Below are 25,058 nucleotides of genomic sequence, written 5' to 3'. Positions count from 1 at the left end.
CTGGATTCATTCATTCCTGCGGAGTCTGCTTAGGCTCCGCACCGTCTCAAGCACTACCCCGGGCCAGCCGCTCCGGTTAGAGGTCAGCCTTGTTCGTAGATTTCTTTATTCGTCGTCCGATCTTCGCCACGGTCTGTGCGCTTCTCATCGTGCTCGCAGGTGCGGTCTGCATCCCGTCCCTCCCGATCTCGCTCTATCCTGATCTCGCGCCGCCGCAGGTCATCGTCAGCAGCAACTACATCGGCGCAAACTCCAAGGACGTCGAGTCCGCTGTCACCATCATCCTCGAGCAGGCCATCAACGGCGTCGAGGGCATGCGTTACATGAGCTCCACCAGCTCAAACGACGGCACCTCGGCCATCACCATCACCTTCCAGACCGGGTACGATCTCGACATCGCTGCCGTCGACGTACAAAATCGCGTCGCCACCGTTCAAGGCCGTCTCCCTGCCACAGTCAACAACACAGGTATCAGCATCACCAAGGCGAACTCCAACTTCGTCTTCGCCGCCGGCTTCATCTCGCCCGATCACTCCCTCTCGCCATCCTTCATCTCGAACTACCTCGACGTCTACGTCAGCGACGCGCTCAAGCGCGTACCCGGCGTCGGCGCGGTCGTCATCTTCGGCGAGCGTAAATACGCCATGCGCCTGTGGCTTGATCCGAACCGCCTCGCTGCCCGCGGCCTCACCGCACTCGACGTCACCAACGCACTCGCCGAACAGAACGTCGAGGTGCCCGCCGGCCAGCTTGGTCAGCCGCCCTCCGACCCCAAGCAGCAGTTCCAAATGGCAATCCGCGCCATCGGCCGATTCGATGACCCCAAACAGTTCGACAACATCGTCATCAAAAATAATCCCACCGCAGGCGGAGTCGTCCTCTTCAAAGACGTTGGCCGAGCGGAGCTAGGCGCCGAAACTTACAGTACCGACCTCAAATACTCTGGCGGAAACGCCATCGGCGTTGGCGTCCAACAGCTCTCCAATGCCAACGCCCTTGACGTCGACAAGAAGTGCCGCGCCGTCCTCGCAGAGCTTCAGAAAAACTTCCCGCCCGGCATGCAAGGCATCATCGCCGTCGACACCACCCTCGTCATCGGCGAATCCGTCCATGAAGTCGTCACCACCATCGGCGAAGCCATCATCATCGTCGTCATCGTCATCTTCCTCTTCCTGCAGGACTGGCGCGCCACCATCATCCCGGCTGTCACGATCCCTGTCTCGCTCGTCGGCACCTTCGCTTTCATCAAGATCTTCGGCTTCAGCATCAACTCGCTCACCCTCTTCGGCATCACCCTCGCCACAGGTCTAGTCGTGGACGACGCCATCGTTGTCATCGAGAACGTGCAGCGCCACCTCTCCGGTCACTCCGTCATCCCCGAGCGTCACGAACTCAGTGAGCCCGACCCCTACGCCCCCGACACTCTCGCCACAGAGAAGACCGGCTCCGGCATGGAGCAGACCTCCTCCGATCCTCACAAAGCCACCAGCATCGCCATGGCCGAGGTCACCAGCGCCGTCATCGCGACCTCACTCGTGCTCATCTCGGTCTTCATCCCGGTCAGCTTCTTCCCCGGAACCACCGGCATTCTCTACAAGCAGTTCTCGCTCACCATCGCATTCTCCATCGCGATCTCAGCCTTCAACGCACTCACGCTCTCGCCCGCGCTAGCTGCTATTCTCCTGCGCCCCGAAGAGAAGAAGACAGGCATCATGGGCCTGCTTCTCAACCCCATCGAAGCCGTCATCCAATGGGTCATCCGAACCTACGCGCGCGTCGTCACCTTCGTTGTCCGCATACGCTACGTCATGTTGATCTTCTTCGTCGGAGCCCTCGCAGCCACGGCGTTCATGTACAACCACGTACCCACCGCCTTCATCCCTCAGGAAGACCAGTCCTACTTCCTCATCATCGTGCAGACGCCCCCCGGAGCCTCTCTCAGCTACACCACCGAGTTCGCCGACCGTGTCTCTGACGTTGTTCGGAAGAACGACGGCGTCTTCGGAACCTTCTCGGTCATGGGCTTCTCACTCGCCGGCGGCAGCTCGCCCAACTCCGGCCTCATCTTCGCGCCGCTAAAGCCCATTAATGACCGTACAAAGATGGGCGAGAAGTTCACCGCAAGAAACATCGTCCTCGATGTAGGACCAAAGCTCTTTGGCGTCCCCGGCGGTATCGCCTTCGCTGCAGAGCCCCCCGCCGTTGCCGGTCTCGGCACCGTCGGCGGCTTCCAATTCATCCTGCAGGACGGCGGTCGCAACAGCTTCGACGACATCGCCCGCGTGGCCCACACCCTCGTCGCGCAAGGCAATGCTCCCGGCTCCGGGCTCATCGCCATGAACACCCAGTTCACTTCCAACGATCCGCAGCTTCAGGTCACCGCTGACAGACAAAAGGCCGAAACTGTAGGCGTTCCCTTCACCCAGATCACCGCTGCCCTCGGAACCTTCATGGGCTCCAGCTACGTCAACGACTTCAACTTCAACAATCGCTCTTACCGCGTCTACGTTCAGGCTGACGAGCAGTATCGTCGCAACGCGCAGGACCTGCGTCAGTACTACGTCCGCTCCAACACCGGCCAGATGATTCCTCTCGACAACCTAGTCTCCGTCCAGCAGATCTCCGGACCTCAGGTCATCAACCACTACAACCTCTTCCGCTCTGCCGAGATCGATGGTTCGCCCGCTCCTGGTCTTAGCTCGGGTCAAGGCAACCAGACCATGGTCAAACTCTTCGAGAAGGCCAAGCTCCAGGGCATGACCTACTCGTGGACCGGTCTTGCACTCGAAGAAGTAGAGTCTGAAGGCAAGGCCATCATCATCTTCGGCCTCGGCCTACTGGTCGTCTACCTCACCCTTTCGGCCCAGTACGAGTCCTTCGCTCTACCATTCATCATCCTTCTCGCTGTCCCGATGGCCATTCTCGGCGCACTCTCGCTCGTCTCGCTCCGCGGTCTGGTCGACGACGTCTACGTCCAGATCGGCCTCGTCATGCTCATCGGTCTGTCTGCCAAAAACTCCATCCTCATCGTGGAGTTTGCCGAGCAGCTTCTCGCTCAAGGCCGCTCCATTACCGAAGCCGCGATCGAGGCAGCCGAACTCCGTCTCCGCCCCATCCTGATGACCTCCATCGCTTTCATCCTCGGCGTGGGTCCTCTCTACTTCGCCACCGGCGCCGGAGCCTACGGCCGTCACTCGGTCGGTACCGCCATCGTCGGAGGCATGGTGCTCTCCACCATCCTCAACCTCTTCTTCATCCCGGTCCTCTACGTGATCCTGAAAACCATCCTAGGCAAATTCTCTGGCAAAAAAGCGGCCCCAAGCAGAGAACTACCCAGCCACTAACAACCCCGTAGCTCCTCCCGTTGATCGCACGAGCCATTCCTCGCGACCAACGGGAGCACCAACCGAAGGGGTACACAAGTCACGAAGTGACCGCCGCCCGCGCAGGGCGCCCGTCCGGCAGGACACACCCTAAAAACGAAATGCCAGTCGGGCTATCATGCTCCATGGCAAAACAAAGCATCACAGCTCACAAAAGCTGGCTCCCAAACGCCAACCACCCCACCACCGACTTCCCCCTCACCCATCTCCCCTACGGAGCCTTCACCGCCGAAGGCCAGCAGCATCTCTGCGTCGCCATCGGCACCCACTTCCTCGACCTACACGCCTGCGCCACCTCAGGCCTTCTCCCCCCAACCCTGACAGAGTCCTGCCAGGCCCCAACTCTCAACCTGCTGATGTCCCAAGGCCACCAAGCCTGGGCTCTCCTCCGCAGGACCATTACCACCCTCCTCCACGCCGACGCAAAGCCGGAGCACAAGGAAAAGGCCGAAGCCGCACTCCACTCCATCGCCGGAGCCACCCTCAAAAAACCGGTCTACGTCCCCAACTACACTGACTTCTATGCCTCCATCCACCACGCCAACCGCGTAGGTCAACTCTTCCGCCCCGACCAGCCTCTTCTCCCCAACTACAAACACATCCCCATCGGCTATCACGGCCGAGCCTCCTCCATCATCGTTAGCGGCGAACCCATAGTCCGTCCCATCGGCCAATCCCGCCCGCCACAGGAAGAAGATCAACCCAACTTCCTTCCCTCCAGCAAGTTAGACTACGAACTTGAACTGGCACTTTACATAGGCGAACCCAGCGCACTTGGCATTCCGATCCCCATCTCCAGCGCCGCCGCACACATCTTCGGCATCAGCCTCCTCAACGACTGGTCTGCCCGCGACATCCAGTCCTGGGAGTATCAACCCCTCGGTCCCTTCCTCGCCAAAAACTTCTCCACCACCGTCTCCCCCTGGGTCACTCCCATCGCCGCCCTCGATCCCTTCCGCGCCCCCGCATCTCCTCGCCCTGCTACCGACCCGAAGCCCCTCCCATACCTCCACTCCGCCGAAGATCAGAAACGCGGAAACCTGGATGTAAAACTTGAGGTCTTGCTTCTAACCAAGACCATGAAAGCCAATAAGCTAGAACCTCTCTCGCTCAGTCAGTCCAACGCACAAGACCTCTATTGGACTCCCGCCCAACTTATCGCCCACCACGCCAGCAACGGCTGCAACTTACAGGTAGGCGACATCCTCGCCACCGGAACCATCTCCGGCTCCGCCGAAACTTCCGCCGGCTGCCTCCTCGAACTCACCCGCAACGGCGCCCAACCCATCCTCCTCCCCACCGCCGAAACCCGAACCTTCCTCGAAAACGGCGACGAGATCATCCTTCGCGGCTCCTGCGAATCCCCCGGCCACCCCCGCATCGGTCTTGGCGAGTGCCGCGCCACCATCCTTCCTGCCCTCACCTGACCACCCTAGCCAACCCCAACCCCCTTGAACTATCCTCATCCTGCACGCAGGCCACCACGCCTGCCGCACCGGAGACTTCCTATGGCAACACACGCCCCGACCCAGACCCTGTCCCAGCCCGAATCCACCACCGACTTCCTCCCCCTCAAGGGCACAGATCACGTCGAGTTCTATGTCGGCAACGCCCGCCAGGCCGCCTACTTCTACCGCGCCGCCTTCGGCATGTCCCTCGTCGCCTATGCCGGCCCCGAGACCGGGCAGCGCGACCGCGCCAGCTACGTCCTCCAGCAGGGAAAGGTCCGCTTCGTCCTCACCACCGCTCTCCGCACCGACTCCGACATCGCCCGCCACGTCGACAAGCACGGCGACGGCGTCCACTCCATCGCCCTCTGGGTCGACGACGCCCGCCAGTCCTGGCTCGAAACCACCAACCGTGGCGCCCGCAGCATCCAGCCCCCCACCGAATCCAAAGACGATAACGGCACCGTCATCACCTCCAGCATCGCGGCCTACGGAGAAACCGTCCACACCTTCGTCGAGCGCACCAACTACACCGGCGCCTTCCTCCCCGGCTTCAAGGCCGTCCCCAACGACCCCATCGCCCGCCCCGTAGGCCTCCTCCACATCGACCACATCGTCGGCAACGTCGGCTGGAACTCCATGAACCAGTGGGTCGACTTCTACCGCGACGTCATGGGCTTCGGTCTCTACCAGCACTTCGACGACAACGACATCTCCACCGAGTACTCCGCCCTCATGTCCAAGGTCATGGCCAACGGCAACGGCTACGTAAAATTCCCCATCAACGAGCCCGCCGAAGGCCGTCGCAAGTCCCAGATCGAGGAGTACCTCGACTTCTACGGTGGCCCCGGCGTCCAGCACATGGCCCTCGCCACCAATGACATCCTCGCCACCGTAGCCGCGATGAAGCAGCAGGGCGTCGACTTCCTCACCGTCCCTCACTCCTACTACACCGAGCTGCAAACCCGCATCGGCAAGATCGACGAGCCCATCGAAGAGCTCGAAAAACTCGGCATCCTCGTCGACCGCGACAACGAAGGCTACATGCTCCAGATCTTCACCAAGCCCGTCGAAGATCGCCCCACCGTCTTCTACGAGATCATCCAGCGCAAGGGAAGCCGCAGCTTCGGCAAAGGCAACTTCAAAGCTCTCTTCGAAGCCATCGAACGCGAACAGGAGCTACGCGGAAACCTCTAGCCACATTTCGTGACGTGTATACCGCTTCGATCAAGAGGCTCGGGCCGACCATCGGGAGGCCCAAGGCGAAGCCGGTATACACCCCACGAAGTGGGCGCCGCCCGCGCAGGGCGCACTTAATCTATTTGTTCCAAAAATGTATCTTTATACGTCAACCATGCATAATCATTAGTGTTGACGCGGCTTTTGCGATCCTCCATGCTCATCATGGAGACACATTCAACATGAGCACGCAACCAATCGAGATCACCTCCCCGGCGATTCTCGCCAACATCGCATCCACCCCGGCCACCTTCCTCATGTGTCCCCCCAAGCTTTACGACGTCAACTACGTCATCAATCCCTGGATGGCCGGCAATGTCCACGCCTCCTCGCGCACCCGCGCCGCAGAGCAGTGGCAGCGCCTCTACGAAGCCGTCCGCACCATTGCCGACGTCCAGCTCGTCGAACCCCAACCCGGTTCACCCGACATGGTCTTCACCGCCAACGCAGGCCTCGAGCGCAACGGCACCGTCGCCATCAGCAGCTTCTTCCACCCCGAGCGCCAGGGCGAAGAGCCCCACTTCCGCCGCTGGTTCCAACTAGCCGGTTACACCATCGTCGACACGCCCCGCACCACGCCCTTCGAAGGCGAAGGCGACGCACTTTTCTCCACCGACGGCACGCGCCTCTGGGTTGGCTACGGCCCGCGCACAGACTCCTCCAGCCACACCCCCTTGCGCAAGATTTGGAACATCGAGGTGACCTCACTCCACCTCATCGACCCACGCTTCTACCACCTCGACACCTGCTTCGCCCCACTGGCAGGCGGCTACATCATGTACTTTCCCGAGGCCTTCGACAAAGCCTCTCGCGCAAAGATCGAAGCCTTCTATCCATCCGAAAAGCGAATCATCGTGAGCGAGTCCGACGCCATCTGCTTCGCCTGCAACGCCATCAACGTCGCCCGCACCATCATCCTCAACAACATCAGCATCGATCTCCGCAACCAACTCGAATCCCGCGGCTTCAACATCATCGAAGTCACCCTCACCGAGTTCCTCAAAGCCGGCGGCGCCGCCAAGTGCCTCGTCATGAAACTAAGCCGACCTGAGAGAGAAGCAGCTAGCTTAGCTTCATAAAACTTGGCCGTTCCCTTCATCCTTAACTAAAAGATCGTCATCTCGACCGAAGCTGCTCACAGTCTCATCGTGAGCAGCGCAGCGGAGAGCCCCGCATCTCGCCTTTGCAGTTGCCTTTGTTTTTCTTGTTGTCATCCCCACAGGGGATCTGCTGTTGTCCTAGCCTCTACCTTAGCCGCTCTTCATCCACAGCAGACCCCTACTCAAACCGCAGATGAACCTCGCCCGCAGCCGAAAACTTCACATTCGCCGAAGACTGCGGATCTGCAGTAGTCACTCCCGTCCAGCTTCCCGTCGTCACCCACTGCCCAGCCTTCAACCCACCTGTCCTCTTAGAACCCTCATTCGCCAGCCACGGCAACAAACGCATCAGGTCGCCGGAAGTATTCGATCCCGTCCGCTCAACCCTCACCGCATCATCGACGGCGATAAAGACATGCTCGGTTTTAAAATCGATCTTCTGCCAATCCGCAACCGCCGGCCCATACACCAACCCACCATGCATCTGCAGATCGCCAATCATCGACAGCCGCGCCGCCTTCAACGGATCCCGCAGTCCACTCTCGATCACCTCTATCACCGGATGACAACTCGCAATCGCGCCCTCAACCTCCTCTGAGGAGTAGGGTGTAGTCCTCGACGGAAGATCCGCTCCCATCAAAAAAGCAATCTCAGACTCAAGCCCGCGATATCTCCTCATCCCACCAATGACTGCTCCGTCCCCCGCAATCCACGCCGACGGCATCGGTGCAAACAACGGCGTAGCCTCCGCGCTGGGAGCCCCAATCTTCCACCCGCCGATCTCTCCATAAGCTTCCGCAATACGATCCTGCAGCGCATAGGCCTCATCAATATCTTTCGGCTGCAGAGCCTCCGGTAAATCCTCAATTGGTTTTCCCGTTCGTCGCGCATCCAGCAGCAGATCCGCCGCCTCGATCAATTGTTTCTCTCTCTCACCAGTCATCATGTCGTCCAGTGTCTCTCAACCAACCCAAATTTGTCTCGCACCCACGCGAGTTGACGCATCGACCCACACGCCAGGGCATCTTGCTTTTGGGGATGCATTTGTCTTTCTTGTTGTCATTCCCGAAGGGAATCTGCTGGTGTCTTTTTTTCTCTGCCGTTGCTCTTACCCTCTACTCCGCATAAAGACAACGCTGCTTGTCCAAAACCCTACCCACGAACTAGTTCGCAGCACCGGTCTTCCCCAAACTCAACAGATTCGCAAACAACCGATAAGCCCCCGGCACTCCCTCCGGCAACTCCCGGTACAGCGCCAACGCCACATACACATAAGCGCCCTTGCCCGTCTTCGCCACCAGCAGCCCACCCTTCTGCGGATCCTGCCCCGGATCATGCGTCTCCAGTGGAGCAACATACTGCGAGTCCCACGTCCCCATAAACCCGTGCCCCCGCTCCTCCACCCACCCATCGAAGTCCCGCTCCGTAATCCTGTTCGGCCAACTCAACACCGGGCTGTCAGGCACCACCAACTTCACCGGGGCCTTCTCGTCCACCACCTTCTCGGCATCACCCAGCGAATACGAGTACGGCCCGTAGTCAAAATTCCCCAGGTTGTACTGCACAATCACCACGCCACCATTCTTCGCAAACTGCAGCAACTGCCCATTCGCCGCAGCCAGCCCGGGATGCGCCGCATAGGCCCTCACCCCCAACACCACCACGTCATACCCACTCAACCTCCCGGCAGCAACATCATTCATCGTCAAGGTCGCAGCATGCACGCCAAGATTTTCCAACGACGCCTGCACCTCATCCCCAGTCCCCGGCAGATACCCCACCTTCAACCCCGGAGCCATCTTCACATCCGCCCCCCGCGCCCGATAAGTCGCAGGCCGATACAAATTCGCCGGCAACAACCCCGCATACCCAACCGTCTTATACCCCTCGCGATAATCCTTCCCCGCATAGCTCGCCACCGCGGTCATCGTATAAGCCTTTTCAGCCATCTTCATCGGAGTCACCACAAACGGCACATCCACCGAATCCCCATCCTTCGCCAGTGAAAACTCCGCCTTCTCCGGCGACGCCGTCCACCCCTTCGGCAACTCCAGCTTCACCGTCCCCGTCGCCGCGCCCTTCACATTGCTCTTCACCTTTGCCGATACCATCAGCGTCTTCTCCGTCAGCGGCACCACCCCCGCCGAAGGCGACATCGCCACCGAGATCGCCGGAGCCACCACCAGCGGCTCATACACCGTCCCTTGCCCCGTCACCCGATGCAGCGTCTGCACCTCCTGCCCAAGCTTCACCTCCACGCCGTCATAGTCCACCGTCACCCACGCCGTCAGAGCGGGCAAGGGAAGCGAAGCATTCCGCAACGTCGGATCAGCCACATCGTAGTAAGACTGCTCAATCCCTGGCCGCGTAAACGGAGGCCGTGTCACCTTCGCATCTTCAGGCAGCTTCACCTGAAACGAATCGTCATAAGCCTCTCCACTCACAATCGTCTTTGCTGCCGTCTTCGCCCCCGCGTCCTCAAACGTCGCACCCGCATTCGAATCCAGCCCCGCAGCCTTCAACGTCACTGGCACCTTGCTCCCATTCGCCACGCGGATCTGCACGCCAAAGCTCTGCCCCGGCACCGCTGTCACAAACGTCTCCGCCCCATCTCCAAACCGGGTAAACGGCCCACCGTCCGCCTTCCCCGCAACCTGCGCTCGCAGACTCAGCCCCAACGCCTGCACAATCGCATCATTGAACTGCACCCTCTTCACTCGCAGCTCATGCAGCAGATCGTACTTCTCCCGATCCGTCAGCCCACTAGCCTCAACCTTCGCAATCAGCTCATCCGTCGCACGCAATCCATCCCGCAAAAACGGAGCCGTCTTCTCCGGCGCAGCAATCTTATAAACACCAACCGCCTGCTCCACCAACCCATCGATCTTCGTCAGATCCTGCTTCAAAAAAGTCGTCTCATCCGGAGCCAACGAACTCATCCCCACAAGCGTCACATCCACGCCATCAAAAAAACTCTTCTCCTCCTCGCCCGTCTTCACCCGCGAAGCATACCGGTGATACTCGACATCGAACCTCCCCGCCGCCGGCACGCCCATCCCGCCGTTCTGCGTCTTCTGCAGCCCCAGCCCCATCCGCGCAAACTGCAAGTAAGTCATCCCCAACACCGAGCTATACTCGCCCTCCGGCACCATCACATTTGCCTTCGGAGTCTCCGTCGTCCACTCCTTCGTCACGTAGTTATAGAAACGTGCCGGAGCATACTTTCCCGTCGCATAGTCATACATCCCCTTCGACGTCACCGAGAAAAACGGCTCCCGCGCATAAACCTTCAGCGGACTCCACGGCATCAACCCCGCCGCAATCTGATCCGGAAACATCTTCGGATCACCCGCCGCATCGAACACCTCCTGCGCCATCTCACCCGACACCTGATGCTGCCCATGCCCATCCGTAATCCCACCCACAAACACCGCCGTCACCACCAGCGGCCGATACAGCCTCACCGCCCTGACAGCGTCGTACAAAACACGATCATTCCCCCAGTTCTCCAGCGCTTCTTCCTTCGTCTTCGAGAACCCGAAGTCCACCTCCGTCCCCCACATCTGATCGATCCCCATGTAGCGCCCCGCCGCCAGCAGCTCCTGCGTCCGCACCAACCCCAGCGCGTCATCAAAATCCGCAGACATCAAATTCTGCCCACCCTCACCCCGAGTCAGTGTCAGCATCGCCACATGCGCGCCCTGCCCACGCGCCTCATACGTCAGCATCCCGCCATCCTCATCATCGGGATGCGCCACAATCATCATCAAACTCGCCCGCGTCCGCAGCTTCACCAGGCTTTGCCACAGCGCAGCCGACCCGTCATTCGCAGCAATCCCGCGAACCCCAAGCGCCGCCTTCACCTGCTCCGCGGCCAGATTCGCCTTATCCATCCGCGCTGCATCCCGCAGCTCCTGGCAGCTCACCACCCCACCCGCCACCACCAGCCCCATCACTGATACCGCTGCCAAACCCGCAACAACCCGTATGGAAGTCATTGCTTTCTAATCTCTCACACCCTAACGCCTCAAATCACGCACGAAAGACCACCATCCGCGCCCCCATCTCACTCGTACTTGTAACCAGTAGCCAAATTCCGAGTCCCATCTATGGCAGTAAGCTGTAAACAGAAGGAACCACGCCATGCTCCTCCGCAAGTCTCCCAGCCCCGAAGCCACCATCCGCTCCTCCGAAATCACTCCCCAAAGCGTCTTCGAGCAGCCCCATCCCACCCGACGTCGCTTCCTCACCGGAGCCGCCACCCTCGGCGCAGCCGCCCTCGCCGCGCGCACCATCCCCTCTCTCATCTCTCCTCCGACAACGGTCGAAGCCGCAGAGCAGCTCGTGACCATCCCCAGCAAATACAACCTCTCCGACCCCGAAACTCCACTAGCCAAGGCCAGCACCTATAACAATTTTTACGAGTTCGGCACCGACAAGTCCGACCCCTCGCATGAAGCCCACCGCCTGCCCACCCGCCCCTGGCCCATACAAATCACCGGCATGGTCAAAAAGCCTCAGACCATTAACATCGACGATCTCATCCACTATCGCCCGCTCGAATCGCGCGTCTACCGCTTCCGTTGCGTCGAAGCCTGGTCCCTGATCATCCCCTGGGACGGCTACTCGCTCTCCGAGTTCATCAACTTCTGCCAGCCGCTCGCCAGCGCAAAATACGTGCAGTTTTTCTCCTACAACAACAAGAGCGTCATGCCCGACGAGCCTTCCGGTTACAACTGGCCCTATCGCGAAGGCCTCCGCATGGACGAGGCCATGAACCCACTCACCCTCCTCACCTTCGGCTGCTACGGCCAGGTCCTGCCCAACCAGAACGGCGCCCCCGTCCGCGTCATCGTCCCGTGGAAGTACGGCTTCAAATCCGCAAAATCCATCGTGCGCTTCCACTTCACCGACAAGCAGCCCGAGACCACATGGAACGAAGCCGACGGCCGCGAATACGGCTTCTACTCCAACGTCAATCCCAACTACGACAACGCCCGCTGGTCCCAGGCCCACGAGCGTCGTCTCGACTCAAGCGTCTTCCCCCGCAACATCCCCACGCAAATGTTCAACGGCTACGGCGATCAGGTCGCCAGCCTCTACGCCGGCATGGACCTCAAAAAGTTCTACTGAAAGACAATATGCCGGAGTGGCTCTGGCTCCGATTCCGAGCCGACACTAACGATAAAGAGATGAATCGTTAAGCGGGGATGACTCCGATCTGTTTGAGGAGGGTGAGCTCGTCGGAGCTGCCCCAGCGTTCGACCATCTTGCCGTCTTTGAACTTTGAGATCTGCATTCCGCGGATCTTTACCTTTTTGCCCGTGGGCGCGATCTTGCCCAGCGGACCCTTGTGGGTGCCGGTGAGGGTGTAGGCGAAGGCGATGGAGTCTCCGTCCTGGACGATAGTCTCAGGGGCAACACTGAGGTCGGGAAAGGCGGTGCGCATTCCGGAGAAGAATGCGCGGTACCCAGCGGGACCCGGGACCTGACCTTCGGCGGGGTCGTGATCGACGCAATCGGGGGCGACGACCTCATCGATGAGTTCGAATTTGCCTGTGTTGACGGCTTCGGCGAATTTGCCGACTGCAGCTTGTGTGGATTCTTTACTCATGGCGGTCTCCTTGCGAGTTGAGTGTCGCATGGCAGAGTCTGCGCTGCAATCTTCGATGGAAGTAGATTTTGCTACCTCGATCTGGGGATGTCGTCGTCAGCGAATCGAAGATGTCCCCCCACAGCGGTAAGCAGAAAAAATAATCCGCCGCTACACTAACGAGAGCCGATCATGTCCAAGCGCGCCATCATCCTCCTCAAAGTCCTAACCCACCTCCTCTGCCTCGCTCCGATCGCCTGGCTCGTGCACTTCTACACCTCAGGCGCGCTCGCCCTCAACGCTGACCCCGTCAACTACATCACCCACTTCACCGGCGACTGGACCCTCTACACTCTCTTTGCCTCTCTCGCCATCACCCCCATCCGCCGCTTCTCCACCAGCCTCGGCTTTCTCATCCGCTTCCGCCGCCTCATCGGCCTCTACGCCTTCTTCTACGCAACCCTCCACCTCGCCACCTACATCTTCCTCTTCTCCGGATACGACATCACCACCGCCATCACCGGCCTCCGCGCCGGCCACCCCGGGGTCCTCGTCACGCAATGGAAGCTCATCTGGCCCGGCATGGTCGAAGACCTCTTCAAACGCCGCTTCATCCAGGTAGGCCTCTTCGCATGGCTCCTCCTCCTCGCCCTCGCCTGCACCTCACCCGCCTTCATCATGCGAGCGATGGGCGGCAAAAACTGGCAGCGCCTCCACCGCCTCGTCTACGTCGCCGGAATCGCCGGAGTCATCCACTTCTGGTGGCTAGTCAAAAAAGGCAACAACGCCCCCTGGAAGGTCACCGTAGTCCTCACCATCCTCCTCCTAGCCCGAGTAGCCTACGCCGCAATGAAGCGCCTCAAAAAGCCCACCCCAATTCCCACCCGCACCAGCTCCGTCTAGCCTCTGCATTGCCGTTGCCGTTGCCGTTGCCCGTTCTTTTGTTGTCATTCCGCAGCGCAGCGGAGGAATCTGCTGTTGTCGTTGCGGTTGCTGTTGTGGTTGCTCTCGCACCACGAGCCACCATCATCCCACCACAAACTCACCACGAAAAGCCCACAATCAAACACGCGCGTAGTGGGTCAGTCTGCAGTGAATGGTTGAATTTGCCGATAACCCGACTTTGCAGGAGCTACGAGATTACTTCCGGTTTGCCACTGACTCGGGAGTGACTATAACTTCCTATAAGCCGACTTCTGAGGAGCTATTTGTTCTTCGTAAGAAGTCTTCATTTGATGTGCCATCAAATGGCTTCCAGAGAAGACTTACTTGCTGCGAAATCACCTGGAGACAGCGTCGCCATTATCGGCTCAGTGGCTGCTCGGTTTTTGTATCGCGATCCATTCGTCCACGCGCGTATCGAGCACATCAAGTGGAAGCGCACCGGAGTCGATCACGAGGTCGTGGAATTTGCGAATGTCGAACTTTGCTCCGAGTGCTTTCTGCGAACGTTCGCGTAGTTCGATCAGTTTGAGTTGGCCCATCTTGTATCCAAGCGCCTGCCCCGGCCACGCAATATAGCGATCGACTTCGCTTTGGATATTGGTTTCATCGACGGAAGAGTGGTCATGGAAGTAGTCCACCATCTGCTGGCGCGTCCAGTGCTTAGAGTGCACGCCTGTGTCCACGACAAGCCGAATAGCACGCCAGATATCACCTTCCAGTCGTCCGTAGTCGCTGTAGGGATCCCGGTAGAAGCCGACTTCTTTACCGAGCCGTTCGCTATACAGTCCCCATCCTTCGCCGTAGGCAATGTAGTTTCCCTGCTGGCGAAACGCGGGAAGTCCAGTCTGCTCCTGTGCGATGCTGTTCTGCAGATGGTGGCCCGGGAGGCCTTCGTGATAGGCGATCGCTTCGACACCCTCCAGCCCACGGTCAGAAAAGTTGTAGGTGTTTACGAAAACCTTTCCCGGACGTTTGCCGTCGGGCGTGCCTGTCTGGTAATAAGCCGCGGATTGCTGCTTCTCCATGTATTCAGGCACAGGAAGCACTTCAAGTGGTGCCTTGGGAAGCACACCGAAGAGATCGGGCAGCTTGGCCTTCATGTCGTTGATATACAGATTGTACGAGTCGATGAGCTGCTGCCTTGAAGTGGGATGTAACTTTGGGTTGGCCTTCACAGCCGCATTGAAGCTCTTCAGGTCGCCGTAGCCAAGCTTCTTGGCGATCGCCAGCATCTCGACCTCGTCGCGTGCCACCTCCGCGAGCCCGATCTGATGAATTTCGCCCGCGCTCTTGTTTAGCGTTGTGCTTTGGCGAATGAGAAAAGCATAATACGCGTCGCCATCGGTGATCGCCCAGACGCCGGCTTCCGTACGCCCGTGCGGAATGTACGTCGTCGAAACGTACGTGCCGAAGCGCCGATAGGTTGGGTACACCTGCGAGGTGATCGCCATCATCACAGCTTCGCGAATGCGCTTTTGATCGGCAGTGCTTACCGTAGCGGGAAACTTCTTCAGCGGCGCAGCGAAAGGCGAATCTTCAGGCTTGATCGCAAGAATGGCGTTCACCTGAACTACGACCTGCTCAAGCAGAAACTTCGGTGGAACGCGTTTGTCCGCAACACCGGCATCCATATCGGCGATGATTTGCGAGAACGGCTTGGAGACGGTATTGAGGCGAACGATGTAGTCGTCATAGTCCTTTGCTGTGTCGAAGGCGGTGGAAGCAACGAGTCGCGGAAAACCCGTGTGGAAACCACTGAACTGGCTGACAGGCATCTCCCATTCTTTAAAGGGAGCGGACTCCTGATCTTCCACAAAAGATCTCGTCAATAGTTGCGCCGAGATCCTGTCCTGGTCAGGAACTCCGGTGGTGTCAATGGCCTTCAGCCGGTCGAGGAAGATTTGCTCGCGCCTTAGTTGATCGACAAACCCTGGACCGGAGTAGTCGCTCCATTGGTTGTTGTAGCGCTTGTCGCCAAGATAAGTGGCGAATTCAGGAGAATGGCGAAGGTTGTCCTCCCAATATTCGGCAAAAAGCGCTTTGAGCTGCTTGGAACGTTGCTCTGGCGTACTCTGTGCATGGATCGGAGAAACCGGCAAGCACGCGAAGATAATGGTCACTAGGGCTGCGTTCGAGGGGCTGGTCATTCTCATTGCTGATGCCTTCCTTCGCGACGATCTGCGGGGAGTCATTGCTGTAGAGCACAACAACGTGGACCGGAGTTTGGGCGAAATCATAATACTCGAACCACGTAAGGAGGCGGTGCGTTCGATGGGCGGCATGCTGGACGCAAACAGAAAGACAAAACAGGAGGGGCAGGTCTGTCCAATGGTCGATCTCCAACCCTCGGATAGAGTTAACAATCCTTGGTAGCCTTCGAACTCAGCAGATTTTTTGCCTAACTACCATTCGAACTTGGCGTCGAAGTACATGAAAAACGGGGTTATGGGAAACTTTGGTTCCTTGGAGTTCAAGCTGACCCACGAGCAACACCCGCCCCTATCGTTCGGAGATCGTTCCAACCATAAGCCACCACCGGAAGCATCACCCCACCCACTTCCATCTCCTTTGAAGCCACCCGCACACCACCCGACCGCGAATAAAAGCCACCAGAAGAGTTATCTTCAAGCACCCAGGCCACCATGCTCCCGAGCCTTCTCTTCTTCAACGACCCAGCCAGCCTCTTCAAAAGAGCCATCCCAATCCCACGCCGCTGCGCCTCCCGCAACAGGTAGATCGCAAACAACTCCCCATCGAACCCCTCCACAGGCTCACGAATGGCCCCACCACCAACGAACCCCACCACCTCACCATCCACCTCTGCAACGAACACATCCACATCAAGCCCAAGCCACTCCCGCCACGAACCCTCCCGCTGCTCCACCTCCAGGCTCGCCAGATAAGCCTCCGGCACGATACCCGCATACGTCGTCCGCCAGCTCTCCACATGCACCCGCGCAATCGCATTCGCATCCTGCACCGTAGCAACTCGAATCCCGCTCATGCGCTCACCATAGCCTTCGCCCACCATACGATCAACCCATTTACTCAAGGCCGCAGGGGAATTCCTTAGTACGCCGAAAAGCTGTCAAGCCCCCAACCCACCAAAACCCGCGCCAATCCAGCACAATCGCGTGGCGTATGAGTTACCCTCCAGTCGCTATACTTAATACAGGCACCTAATCAGGCCGGGCAGGAACAAGTAGCTAACCCGCTGATAATAAGTATTTTGTGCGTAACCCATTTATTTGCAATATTTTACAAGTGACTCCTATCTATAAATCGATGAATCAAAATACCTTACGCCCAAAATACCCCCAAAAGGGGGAAGGGGTACCCTCCAGAGTTCAAAACGCAACTTCGAGACGCGGGACAGGTCTAACCCGCCAGAGGCGTTCATGCGAAGGCTCTTGCTCATCCTCGTAGCTCTATCGATCGCCGCCCCAGCGCATCCCCAGGCCAGGCCCACCGCCAAACCCGCAAAGCCCAAGCCCTCAATCCCTGCAAAATCCGCCCTACTCACCCAGCAGGAACGAGCTCAGCAACTCCTCAACCGCTTCACCTTCGGCCCGCGCCCCGGCGACCTCGAAAAAGTCCTCGCTCTAGGCCCCGACAAGTGGTTCGAGCAGCAGCTCAACCCCGCCAGCATCCCCGACACCGCACTCGACCACCGCCTCGCCGACTACACCACCCTCACCCTCCAGCCCGAGCAAGCCCTCCAACTCTTCCCCGATCACTTCACCATCGGCCAGATCGCCGAGGGCCGCCGCCCGTACCCCGACGACCCCCTCCTCATCGCAATGTACGAAGTACAGGTCGCAAAATTCTACAAAGATCAGGACCTCCACAAACTAAACGCCGACGGCAAACCGAACCTAGCCCCACCCACCGAAGCCGAAGCCGCCGCGCAAAAAAAGACCGACCAGGAAACCGCCGCTCGCGTAGCCGGAGAACTCTTCGCCCTCCCTAAAAATCAGCGGATGCCCACCCTCATCAAGCTGACCATCCCCGACCGCATCGCCTTCACCACCTACGTCTCCGGCGACCAGAAAAATCTTCTCCTAGCCGACTTCAATCCTCGCGAACGCGAGATCTTCACCGGTATGGCCGCCAACGCCGGCTCCCTTAAAAACATCATCAACGAACTCTCCGAAGCCAAGATCCTGCGCGCCATCCTCAGCGAGCGCCAGCTCCAAGAGGTCATGGCCGACTTCTGGTTCAATCACTTCAACATCTTCATCGGTAAAGACTCTGACACCTGGTACACCACCAGCTTCGAGCGCGACGCCATCCGCAAACACGCCCTCGGCAAGTTCCGCGACCTGCTCCTCGCTACCGCCTCCAGCCCGGCCATGATGATCTACCTCGACAACTGGCTCTCCATCGGCCCCGAATCCCTCGCCAACGGAGTCAACCCCGCCAATCCCAACTCCAACCGTGGCAACAATGGCCTCAACGAGAACTACGGCAGGGAAGTCATGGAGCTCCACACGCTTGGCGTCAACGGTGGCTACACCCAGGCCGACGTCACCGCCCTAGCCGCCATCCTCACTGGCTGGACCGTCGAGCGTCCCAACCAGGCCGGCCCCTTCCTCTACGACTACAAGAAACACGAACCCGGCCCCAAGCAATGGCGAGGCCACACCATCTCGTCTGAACCAACAGCGCAACCAGGCTCTCCCACTAACACGCAGGCAGGGTTGAAAGAGGGAATCCAAGCCCTGACCCTCCTCGCCGCCGACCCACACACCGCGCACTTCATCAGTTACAAATTAGCCCAGCGCTTCATAGCCGACGAGCCGCCAGCCGCCCTCGTAGACCGCATGGCCGCCACCTACCTCTCCACCGACGGTGACATAAAATCCATCCTCCGTACCCTCGTCCAGTCACCCGAGTTCAACTCGAAAAAGTACTTCCGCAACAAGGTCAAAACTCCAATGGAGTTCGTAGCCTCCGCCTTTCGCACCACCGACACCAATCCCATTAACCCAGCCGCCCTCGTCGAAACCCTCAAGTCGATGGGCATGCCCCTCTACTACGCACTCCCGCCCATCGGTTACTACATCACGGCCGATCGCTGGATGAACTCCTCCGCCCTGGTCAGCCGTCTAAACTTTGCTTACTCGCTCACCGAAGGCAAGCTGGCCAACCAGAAGTTCGACGCGGCCCACGTTCTCGCGCTAGGCCTCCTCTCCCAACCATCCGCTACGCAAAGCCCGGAGGTATCTGCGAAAGAAAAATCTAACCGCGCGAACTTCTCCGAGGCTCTACTCACCTCCGAGCCCACCGCCGATCAACCCAGCCAGGCTTCTCCCCCTCCCGCCGGCCGAAACGTCGCCCTGGGAGTTCTCGAGTCGACCCTCATCGGAGCCGAAGTTTCCGTCCAAACCAACCAGCTCATCGGGAAGCAGATCGAGCAGCTTTCCGCGACCAACTCGACCGACACTCTCAACCTGCTCACCGCTCTCGTGATGGGCAGCCCGGAGTTCCAACTTCGCTGACAGAAGAGTCATCAGATCGATATGAGTCGAATGGATCGCAGAAAATTCGCTGCTTCGCTCGTGGCAGCAAGCCTGGGTAGCAGCCAGGTCCTTGCCTCGAAGGTAGGGAACTCCTCTCCACCAAATCCACAGCAGCTTCATCTCAAACCCAACGGTTGGATGCCGAACAGCCCACTCCCCGTTCTTCTATATCGAAGCGCACTTCCATCGAGCGCCAATCTCGCCGCCGACATGGAGCGGATCTTCGCCGCCAATGGATGGCCGCCGCAGTGGCGTAATGGCGTCTATGCCTTCCACCACTACCACTCCACAGCGCACGAGGTTCTTGGCTTCGCGGCCGGCCACGCAGACCTGATGCTGGGTGGTGAGGGTGGAGAAACCGTCACCGTTCACGCCGGGGACGTCCTCGTCCTCCCTACTGGCACTGGCCACTGCCGCATCTCAGCGTCGCACGACTTCCTTGTGATCGGTGCCTACCCGGAGAACGAGCACTGGGACATCTGTCGCAGCACAGCAAGTCCCGAGACCCTCGCCAGCATGCGCAAAATTCGCTTCCCACAATCCGATCCGCTCACCGGTTCCAGCGGCGCACTTCCTAAACTCTGGATCTGATCGCATCTCGCCTGTCCTAAGGAAACAGCCGCTCCTTACGCCACGCGTCACCATCGCGCGAAAACAGGAAACGATCGTGCAACCGCCCCGCTCCATCCTTCCAGAACTCAATCCGCTCATGCCGCAGCAAATATCCCCGCCAATAGCCCGGTCGTGGAATCTCGCCCGGGAACTCCGCTTCCAATTCCTTCACGCGAGTCTCCAATACCTCTCGCGAAACCAGAACTCGACTCTGCTGCGAAGCCGCTGCCCCTAGCTGGCTCAATCGTGAACGGCTGTGAAAGTACTCATCCACATCTTGCGTGGGTAACTCCGTCACTGTCCCCGAGACTCGAACCTGACGTCTTAGCGACTTCCAGTGAAAGCACATCGCTGCCCGCGGATTCTCACTCAACTCCGTCCCCTTCTGGCTGTCCACATTCGTATAGAAGCGGAATCCTTCGGTATCCACTTGCTTCATCAGCACCATCCGCACACTTGGCATGCCATCGCACGTAGCGGTAGCCAGTGCCACTGCACTCGGATCATTTAGCTCCCCAGCCTCAGCGTCCTTCATCCACCGTTGAAACAACGCAATCGGATCACCCGCCGATTCCAGCCCGTCTGCATCCATCACACCCCCACAGCACGACCGGTTAATCCGACCCGCTTCCGTTCACTAACCAATACGATGCAAATTTAGGTCAACCCGTCGAACAAGTCTGTCCTTAACCGCGCTGCCTGCGGTTCAGCCACAGCCACAAGAGAGTAAAACTCCTCCGCTCCATATCGTTCAAAGATATCCCTTGTCTTCTCCATCAACGGCGCCTGCGACACATGTTTTCGAAAAGCCTCGGTCTTCCGCTCGCGCACGGTTCGGATATCCAGAGTCACTGTCCAGGGCATCATCATTGCGGGCTGTCGGTCAGGCATCAGAAAATTCGCAGTCACGTAGTACAACCGGCTTGCCCTATGCGCCTCTCCCGCATTGGGATATCGTTTCGGCTGCCCCGACCAGTGAAACGCTGCCGTCGTTAGCATCGAAGTCATCATGTGATCTGCGTGAGTATTCTGTCCTCCGTCACCGCCGAAAGTAATCACGACGTCTGGTTTGAATCGTCGCATCCGCTCTACCAGCCTCTCAGCCGCCTGTGAGAAGTGAACAAACTCCAGATGCCCGTCCTGATAATCCAGGAGCTCATGCCGTGCCACACCCAGCACTTCGCACGAAGCACGAAACTCCTTTCGCCGCATCTTTCCGAGCGCTTCCCCATTCGCAGCATCGCCTCGATTCGTTGCCGCCTGACCATCCGTCAGGCAAATCACGTAGGTCTCAACTCCTCGATTCGCCGCCAGTGCCAACGCTCCCCCAAAGGCGTAGCACTCATCGTCCGGATGCGCCACGACACACATCAACTTCAAGCCCACTCAGCTTCCTCCAGGCCTTTATCGAGATCAGCATCTTCAAACAAAAGTTCTTCTTCAAGCGCAGCATCAGGATCAGCCCCACGGACTGGTGCGAAGCTTCTTCTGTGGAGTGCGCAAGGCCCAATCTCAGCCAACGCCCGACGATGTTCTGGCGTCCCGTACCCCTTATGCGAAGCCAGCCCGTATCCCGGATGCACGGTATCTAACTCCCGCATCAGCCCATCCCGATGCACCTTTGCGATCACCGAAGCCGCCGCAATCGAAAGACTCAGGGCATCTCCATAGATCAGCTTCGTTTGGCGACATGGATGATCCACGCGCATAGCATCGATCAGCAAATGATCAGGCACCAGCGTCAATCCCTGCACCGCGGCCAGCATCGCCATTCGTGTTGCCTGATAAATATTCACCCGGTCGATCGTCTCAGCATCGATCTCCGCTACGCAAACCGCCAGCGCCATCGCACGTATCTGGTGATCTAGCGACTCGCGCTCCTCCCGCGTCAGCTGTTTGGAGTCTTTCAGCCCCGCGTTCGCCAACTCATCCAGGTTCTCTGGCAGAATCACCGCTGCTGCCACCACCGGACCAAACAGTGCCCCGCGCCCGACCTCATCCACCCCGGCTATCCGTTCGAAGCCGTAGTACCGCAGTGCCTGTTCCGGTGCATCGCTGCAAATCAACTGCTTCAGCAAGCGCTGTTTCGCAGTAGCCGCCGTCACTGTTTTCGACGCACGTGTGGTGGGTTTCGAAGCCATGCTCTTCAAGATTCGAGTGTATATTCACCACGCACAACGAAGCCACGACCGAAGTCGTGGCTCAGTGGAAAACAGGGAATTGAATGCTTACTTGGCCGCGCGCTCAACCTCGCGCAGACGAGCAGCCTTACCGCGCAGACCGCGCAGGTAGAACAGCTTCGAACGGCGAACTTCGTAGGAGCGAACCTTCTCGACCTTGTCGACGACCTTGGAGTTGTACGGGAAGATGCGCTCGACGCCCTGGCCGAAGCTCATCTTGCGAACCGTGAACGATCCCTGTGCGCCCTTGCGGCAGGCAATTACCATGCCTTCAAACGCCTGCAGACGCTCTTTTTCGCCTTCGCGAATCTTTACTTGAACTCGAACTGTATCGCCAGGGGCGAACGCGGGTAAATCGGTCCGCTCAAACTTGGCGGCCAGTTTCTGCATAATCGGATGAATGGACATGACACAACTTTCCTATGTTGGACTCGACCTTTAGTGTACACGAAATCTGCACTTTCCGGGTCGAAAACTGCTCAAGAAGCGCGGTCACAACCGCCTTATCCTCTTTATTCCTCGTATCCTCGCAACTCCGCCAGAATCTCACGGTCCTCCTCGGTAATCTCGATCTTCTCAAGCAGATCAGGGCGGTTCTCCAGAGTTTTCTTCAGCGCCATTCTTCTCCGCCAGCGCCGGATCGCCTCATGATTGCCACCCGACAGCGCCTCCGGGATACTCACCCCCATAAAGTCCGCCGGCCGAGTGTAGTGCGGATAGTCCAGCAACCCACCAGCGCCGTAGGTTGACCTCGGCGGCCCGTCTGCAGAGTCGGAACGATCCGCGACCTCTTCAGCGCCAAAGCTCTCAAATCGCGATGAGTCGGGATTTCCCAGCGCCCCCGGCAACAGCCGAACGACAGCATCGACAATGACCGCAGCCGCCAACTCCCCACCCGACAAAACATAATCCCCAATCGAAATCTCACGATCGCAGAACAACTCGTTCACTCGCTCATCAACACCCTCATATCGCCCACACAAAATAACGACCCGTTCTGTCACCGAAAGCTCTTGAGCCAGCGACTGAGTGAACGGCTGCCCTTGCGCCGAAAGCAGAATCACCGTCTCTTTCTTCTTGTCCCTGCCAATCTTCGGAGAGAGATTCAACGACTTCATCGCCTCATAGATGGGTTGTGCCTTCAACACCATTCCTTCGCCGCCACCAAACGGCCGATCATCCACCGTTCGATGGCGATCGTGCGTGAAACTGCGCAGATCGTGTGTGGCAATCTGCACGAGACCCGTAGTGTGGGCGCGCTTCAGAATCCCGAAGTCAAACGGGCCGGCAAAGAAATCGGGAAAGATCGTGATGATGTCAAAGCGCATAGACGATAAGTGCGGTACAGCCGCTTGTTTTCGAACTCCCAGACTGCACCATATCACTTGGAAGTTGTGAAGTCCGGCGACTGATTCCAAACGAAGATCTCATCGGGAATGACCTGTGCTCCATTATCTTCATTCAGGTCGTCGCGGCGAGACGAAAGAGCGTCTCCGTGTTTGAACTAAAGCGTGCTGTTGCTCTCCTGATGTTACTTCCGGTATCTCTCACCATCATGGTTTCAGCACAGCAGCCGACGTCTTCGAATCCGGGTGCGCCATCCCAACTCGCTCTCACCCTCCCCGAAAACCACAGACTCCTCTCGATTGATGAGTCCTATAAGCCAACCGACAACTCCTCGAGCGCGGAGGGAGGAGTCATCCGCGTCGTCCCTAGACCTCTCACAAAGAAACTGCCGTCTCAGAAGCCCTTTCGCACAGCGGCCTTCGGCATCAAGGCGAATACATTAGGAGCCGGCGCGGAACTCGCCACGCCGCTCTTTCGCCGCTTCAATCTCCGCTCTGGTGCCAACTTCTTAGCCTTCGCCTATCCCTTTGGCATCGACGGCGTCAACTACAACGCAAATCTTCACTTCAGGTCTTCGCAGCACACCCTCGACTGGTTCCCCCTGGGATACAGCTTCCACATCAGCCCCGGCATCCTCTACGCCAAAAACACAGTCTCCTCCACTGCCGCCGTACCGGCGGGACAGCAATTCTCCCTTGGCGATCAGAACTTTATCAACAGCGTCGCCGATCCGGTCCATGGCAACATGTCGCTCGCCTATCCCCGCAAATTTTCCCCTATGCTGTTGCTGGGCTTCGGCAATGTTCTCCCGCGCAACAGCCGGCGCCTCTCTATCCCTGTTGAGCTAGGAGTCGCTTACACGGGCGTTCCCACCATCAACGTCAACCTCACCGGTACCGCTTGTACCAACCAGGGATGCACCAGCTTCGCCACCAACTCCGAGGCACAGATTAGCCTCAAGCAGGAGATTCATAAGATCAACGAAGACCTCAAGAAGGTGCCCGTCTACCCGATCCTCTCGCTAGGCGTGGCCTACCACTTCTAGTTTTTCTCGGCGGAGATTCGATTGACCTCGACAAGACCTTCAGGCAGCTTCATCTCGATTCGTTTCGACTCCGCATTCACCGCGACCAGGAAAGCCTTCACAAACGGAATAAGAATCTCATCTCCTGCAGCAGACTCTACCTCCAACAGTGGCGCAGCGTCGGTGAGCCGGCGCGCTCCATCCGCGGTCGTAGCAAACTGAACGTCTTCGACCACACCTATTGCCGTCGCTCCGTCGTACACGGTACAGCCAACTAACTCGCTGATGTAAACCGAGTCATCGTCCAGTGGAAGCCGCTCCTCGCGAGGCACAAGCACATCCAACCCGGCGACCGCCTCCGCGTCCGAGATCGTTTCGATGCCCGCCAACTGCAGTACGACGCGACCCTCGTTTTTGCCAACCGGCAGCCAGAACCCCATAACTTCCGCGGCACGTGCCTCCGACTCCTCTCCTGCGAAGCCCGAAGGCGCAAGAAAGACTCTCGCCGGCTTCTCGAAGCGTTCCGGGAAATCGGTAAACAACTCCGCCAGCACCTCACCCTTACGACCCTGAGGTCGAAGCAGATGTGCTAACACAATCCAGGCTGGAGTGGTTTGCGTCATAGAGCAAAACCTGACGAGATGCGAGAGCCCAGACGCCGGAAG

General features: G+C 58.7%; 20 protein-coding genes. 9 read left to right on the top strand and 11 right to left on the bottom strand.

From position 1 onward, the window contains the following. Window positions 1-89 precede the first annotated feature (89 nt). From RBB77_RS16120 to RBB77_RS16105, 4 genes are all read left to right on the top strand, one after another. Complete coding sequence (locus tag RBB77_RS16120) at window positions 90-3,344, top strand: efflux RND transporter permease subunit (RefSeq protein ID WP_353062764.1); 3,255 nt, start codon at window positions 90-92, stop codon at window positions 3,342-3,344. Between the two features lie 164 nt (window positions 3,345-3,508). Then, complete coding sequence (gene fahA / locus RBB77_RS16115) at window positions 3,509-4,810, top strand: fumarylacetoacetase (RefSeq protein ID WP_353062763.1); 1,302 nt, start codon at window positions 3,509-3,511, stop codon at window positions 4,808-4,810. A gap of 81 nt (window positions 4,811-4,891) precedes the next feature. Continuing rightward, window positions 4,892-6,028: a 4-hydroxyphenylpyruvate dioxygenase gene (hppD, locus tag RBB77_RS16110; protein ID WP_353062762.1), complete on the top strand. Its 1,137-nt coding sequence runs from the start codon at window positions 4,892-4,894 to the stop codon at window positions 6,026-6,028. Window positions 6,029-6,252: 224 nt separating this feature from the next. Further along, window positions 6,253-7,149 (top strand): dimethylarginine dimethylaminohydrolase family protein, encoded by an 897-nt coding sequence (locus tag RBB77_RS16105; protein WP_353062761.1) that lies wholly within the window; start codon window positions 6,253-6,255, stop codon window positions 7,147-7,149. Between the two features lie 199 nt (window positions 7,150-7,348). Here RBB77_RS16105 and RBB77_RS16100 read toward each other — a convergent pair whose 3' ends face one another. Both RBB77_RS16100 and RBB77_RS16095 read right to left on the bottom strand, forming a co-directional pair. Then, complete coding sequence (locus tag RBB77_RS16100) at window positions 7,349-8,116, bottom strand: 2-keto-4-pentenoate hydratase (RefSeq protein WP_353062759.1); 768 nt, start codon at window positions 8,114-8,116, stop codon at window positions 7,349-7,351. Window positions 8,117-8,333: 217 nt separating this feature from the next. Further along, window positions 8,334-11,168 (bottom strand): PIG-L family deacetylase, encoded by a 2,835-nt coding sequence (locus tag RBB77_RS16095; protein WP_353062758.1) that lies wholly within the window; start codon window positions 11,166-11,168, stop codon window positions 8,334-8,336. Between the two features lie 145 nt (window positions 11,169-11,313). On the opposite strand from RBB77_RS16095, the gene msrP reads away from it, so the two are divergent. Further along, entirely contained in the window at window positions 11,314-12,303 is a 990-nt protein-coding gene (gene msrP, locus RBB77_RS16090; RefSeq protein WP_353062756.1) for a protein-methionine-sulfoxide reductase catalytic subunit MsrP, read from the top strand. A gap of 67 nt (window positions 12,304-12,370) precedes the next feature. Here msrP and RBB77_RS16085 read toward each other — a convergent pair whose 3' ends face one another. Further along, window positions 12,371-12,784 carry an ester cyclase gene (locus RBB77_RS16085; RefSeq protein ID WP_353062755.1) on the bottom strand — a complete coding sequence of 138 codons (414 nt, stop codon included), beginning with the start codon at window positions 12,782-12,784 and terminating at the stop codon, window positions 12,371-12,373. Window positions 12,785-12,955: 171 nt separating this feature from the next. Here RBB77_RS16085 and RBB77_RS16080 point away from each other — a divergent pair, with 171 nt between their 5' ends. Beyond that, window positions 12,956-13,666: a sulfite oxidase heme-binding subunit YedZ gene (locus tag RBB77_RS16080; protein WP_353062754.1), complete on the top strand. Its 711-nt coding sequence runs from the start codon at window positions 12,956-12,958 to the stop codon at window positions 13,664-13,666. Between the two features lie 407 nt (window positions 13,667-14,073). Here the strand turns inward: RBB77_RS16080 and RBB77_RS16075 are convergent, their stop codons facing one another. Beyond that, complete coding sequence (locus tag RBB77_RS16075; protein WP_353062753.1) at window positions 14,074-15,855, bottom strand: DUF885 domain-containing protein; 1,782 nt, start codon at window positions 15,853-15,855, stop codon at window positions 14,074-14,076. A 323-nt stretch (window positions 15,856-16,178) separates the two neighbouring features. Beyond that, entirely contained in the window at window positions 16,179-16,760 is a 582-nt protein-coding gene (locus RBB77_RS16070) for a GNAT family N-acetyltransferase (RefSeq protein WP_353062752.1), read from the bottom strand. A 346-nt stretch (window positions 16,761-17,106) separates the two neighbouring features. On the opposite strand from RBB77_RS16070, the gene RBB77_RS16065 reads away from it, so the two are divergent. Next, window positions 17,107-19,209: a DUF1800 domain-containing protein gene (locus tag RBB77_RS16065; RefSeq protein WP_353062751.1), complete on the top strand. Its 2,103-nt coding sequence runs from the start codon at window positions 17,107-17,109 to the stop codon at window positions 19,207-19,209. Between the two features lie 30 nt (window positions 19,210-19,239). Beyond that, a complete protein-coding gene (locus RBB77_RS16060) occupies window positions 19,240-19,821 on the top strand; it encodes a cupin (RefSeq protein ID WP_353062750.1) in 582 nt (193 codons plus the stop codon). Window positions 19,822-19,837: 16 nt separating this feature from the next. Here RBB77_RS16060 and pdxH read toward each other — a convergent pair whose 3' ends face one another. From pdxH to trmD, 5 genes are all read right to left on the bottom strand, one after another. After that, window positions 19,838-20,434: a pyridoxamine 5'-phosphate oxidase gene (pdxH, locus tag RBB77_RS16055; protein WP_353062749.1), complete on the bottom strand. Its 597-nt coding sequence runs from the start codon at window positions 20,432-20,434 to the stop codon at window positions 19,838-19,840. 65 nt (window positions 20,435-20,499) lie between these two features. Further along, complete coding sequence (locus tag RBB77_RS16050; protein ID WP_353062748.1) at window positions 20,500-21,228, bottom strand: PIG-L deacetylase family protein; 729 nt, start codon at window positions 21,226-21,228, stop codon at window positions 20,500-20,502. Then, window positions 21,219-21,983 (bottom strand): ribonuclease HII, encoded by a 765-nt coding sequence (locus RBB77_RS16045; RefSeq protein WP_353062747.1) that lies wholly within the window; start codon window positions 21,981-21,983, stop codon window positions 21,219-21,221. The genes RBB77_RS16050 and RBB77_RS16045 overlap by 10 nt, the downstream gene beginning before the upstream one ends. A gap of 87 nt (window positions 21,984-22,070) precedes the next feature. Next, on the bottom strand, window positions 22,071-22,430 hold the full coding sequence (rplS, locus tag RBB77_RS16040; RefSeq protein ID WP_218884516.1) for a 50S ribosomal protein L19: 360 nt from the start codon (window positions 22,428-22,430) through the stop codon (window positions 22,071-22,073). Window positions 22,431-22,534: 104 nt separating this feature from the next. Then, on the bottom strand, window positions 22,535-23,350 hold the full coding sequence (gene trmD / locus RBB77_RS16035; protein ID WP_353062746.1) for a tRNA (guanosine(37)-N1)-methyltransferase TrmD: 816 nt from the start codon (window positions 23,348-23,350) through the stop codon (window positions 22,535-22,537). Between the two features lie 167 nt (window positions 23,351-23,517). On the opposite strand from trmD, the gene RBB77_RS16030 reads away from it, so the two are divergent. After that, the gene (locus tag RBB77_RS16030) at window positions 23,518-24,414 is read left to right on the top strand and encodes a hypothetical protein (RefSeq protein ID WP_353062745.1); all 897 of its coding nucleotides are present in this window, start codon (window positions 23,518-23,520) and stop codon (window positions 24,412-24,414) included. Here RBB77_RS16030 and rimM read toward each other — a convergent pair. Then, window positions 24,411-25,016 (bottom strand): ribosome maturation factor RimM, encoded by a 606-nt coding sequence (gene rimM, locus RBB77_RS16025; protein ID WP_353062744.1) that lies wholly within the window; start codon window positions 25,014-25,016, stop codon window positions 24,411-24,413. The two genes, RBB77_RS16030 and rimM, sit on opposite strands and share 4 nt — an antisense overlap. Window positions 25,017-25,058: the final 42 nt, after the last annotated feature.

Source organism: Tunturibacter psychrotolerans (genome assembly GCF_040359615.1).
GTDB classification, from domain to species: domain Bacteria; phylum Acidobacteriota; class Terriglobia; order Terriglobales; family Acidobacteriaceae; genus Edaphobacter; species Edaphobacter psychrotolerans.
This window is presented reverse-complemented; position numbering and strand designations above follow the sequence as displayed.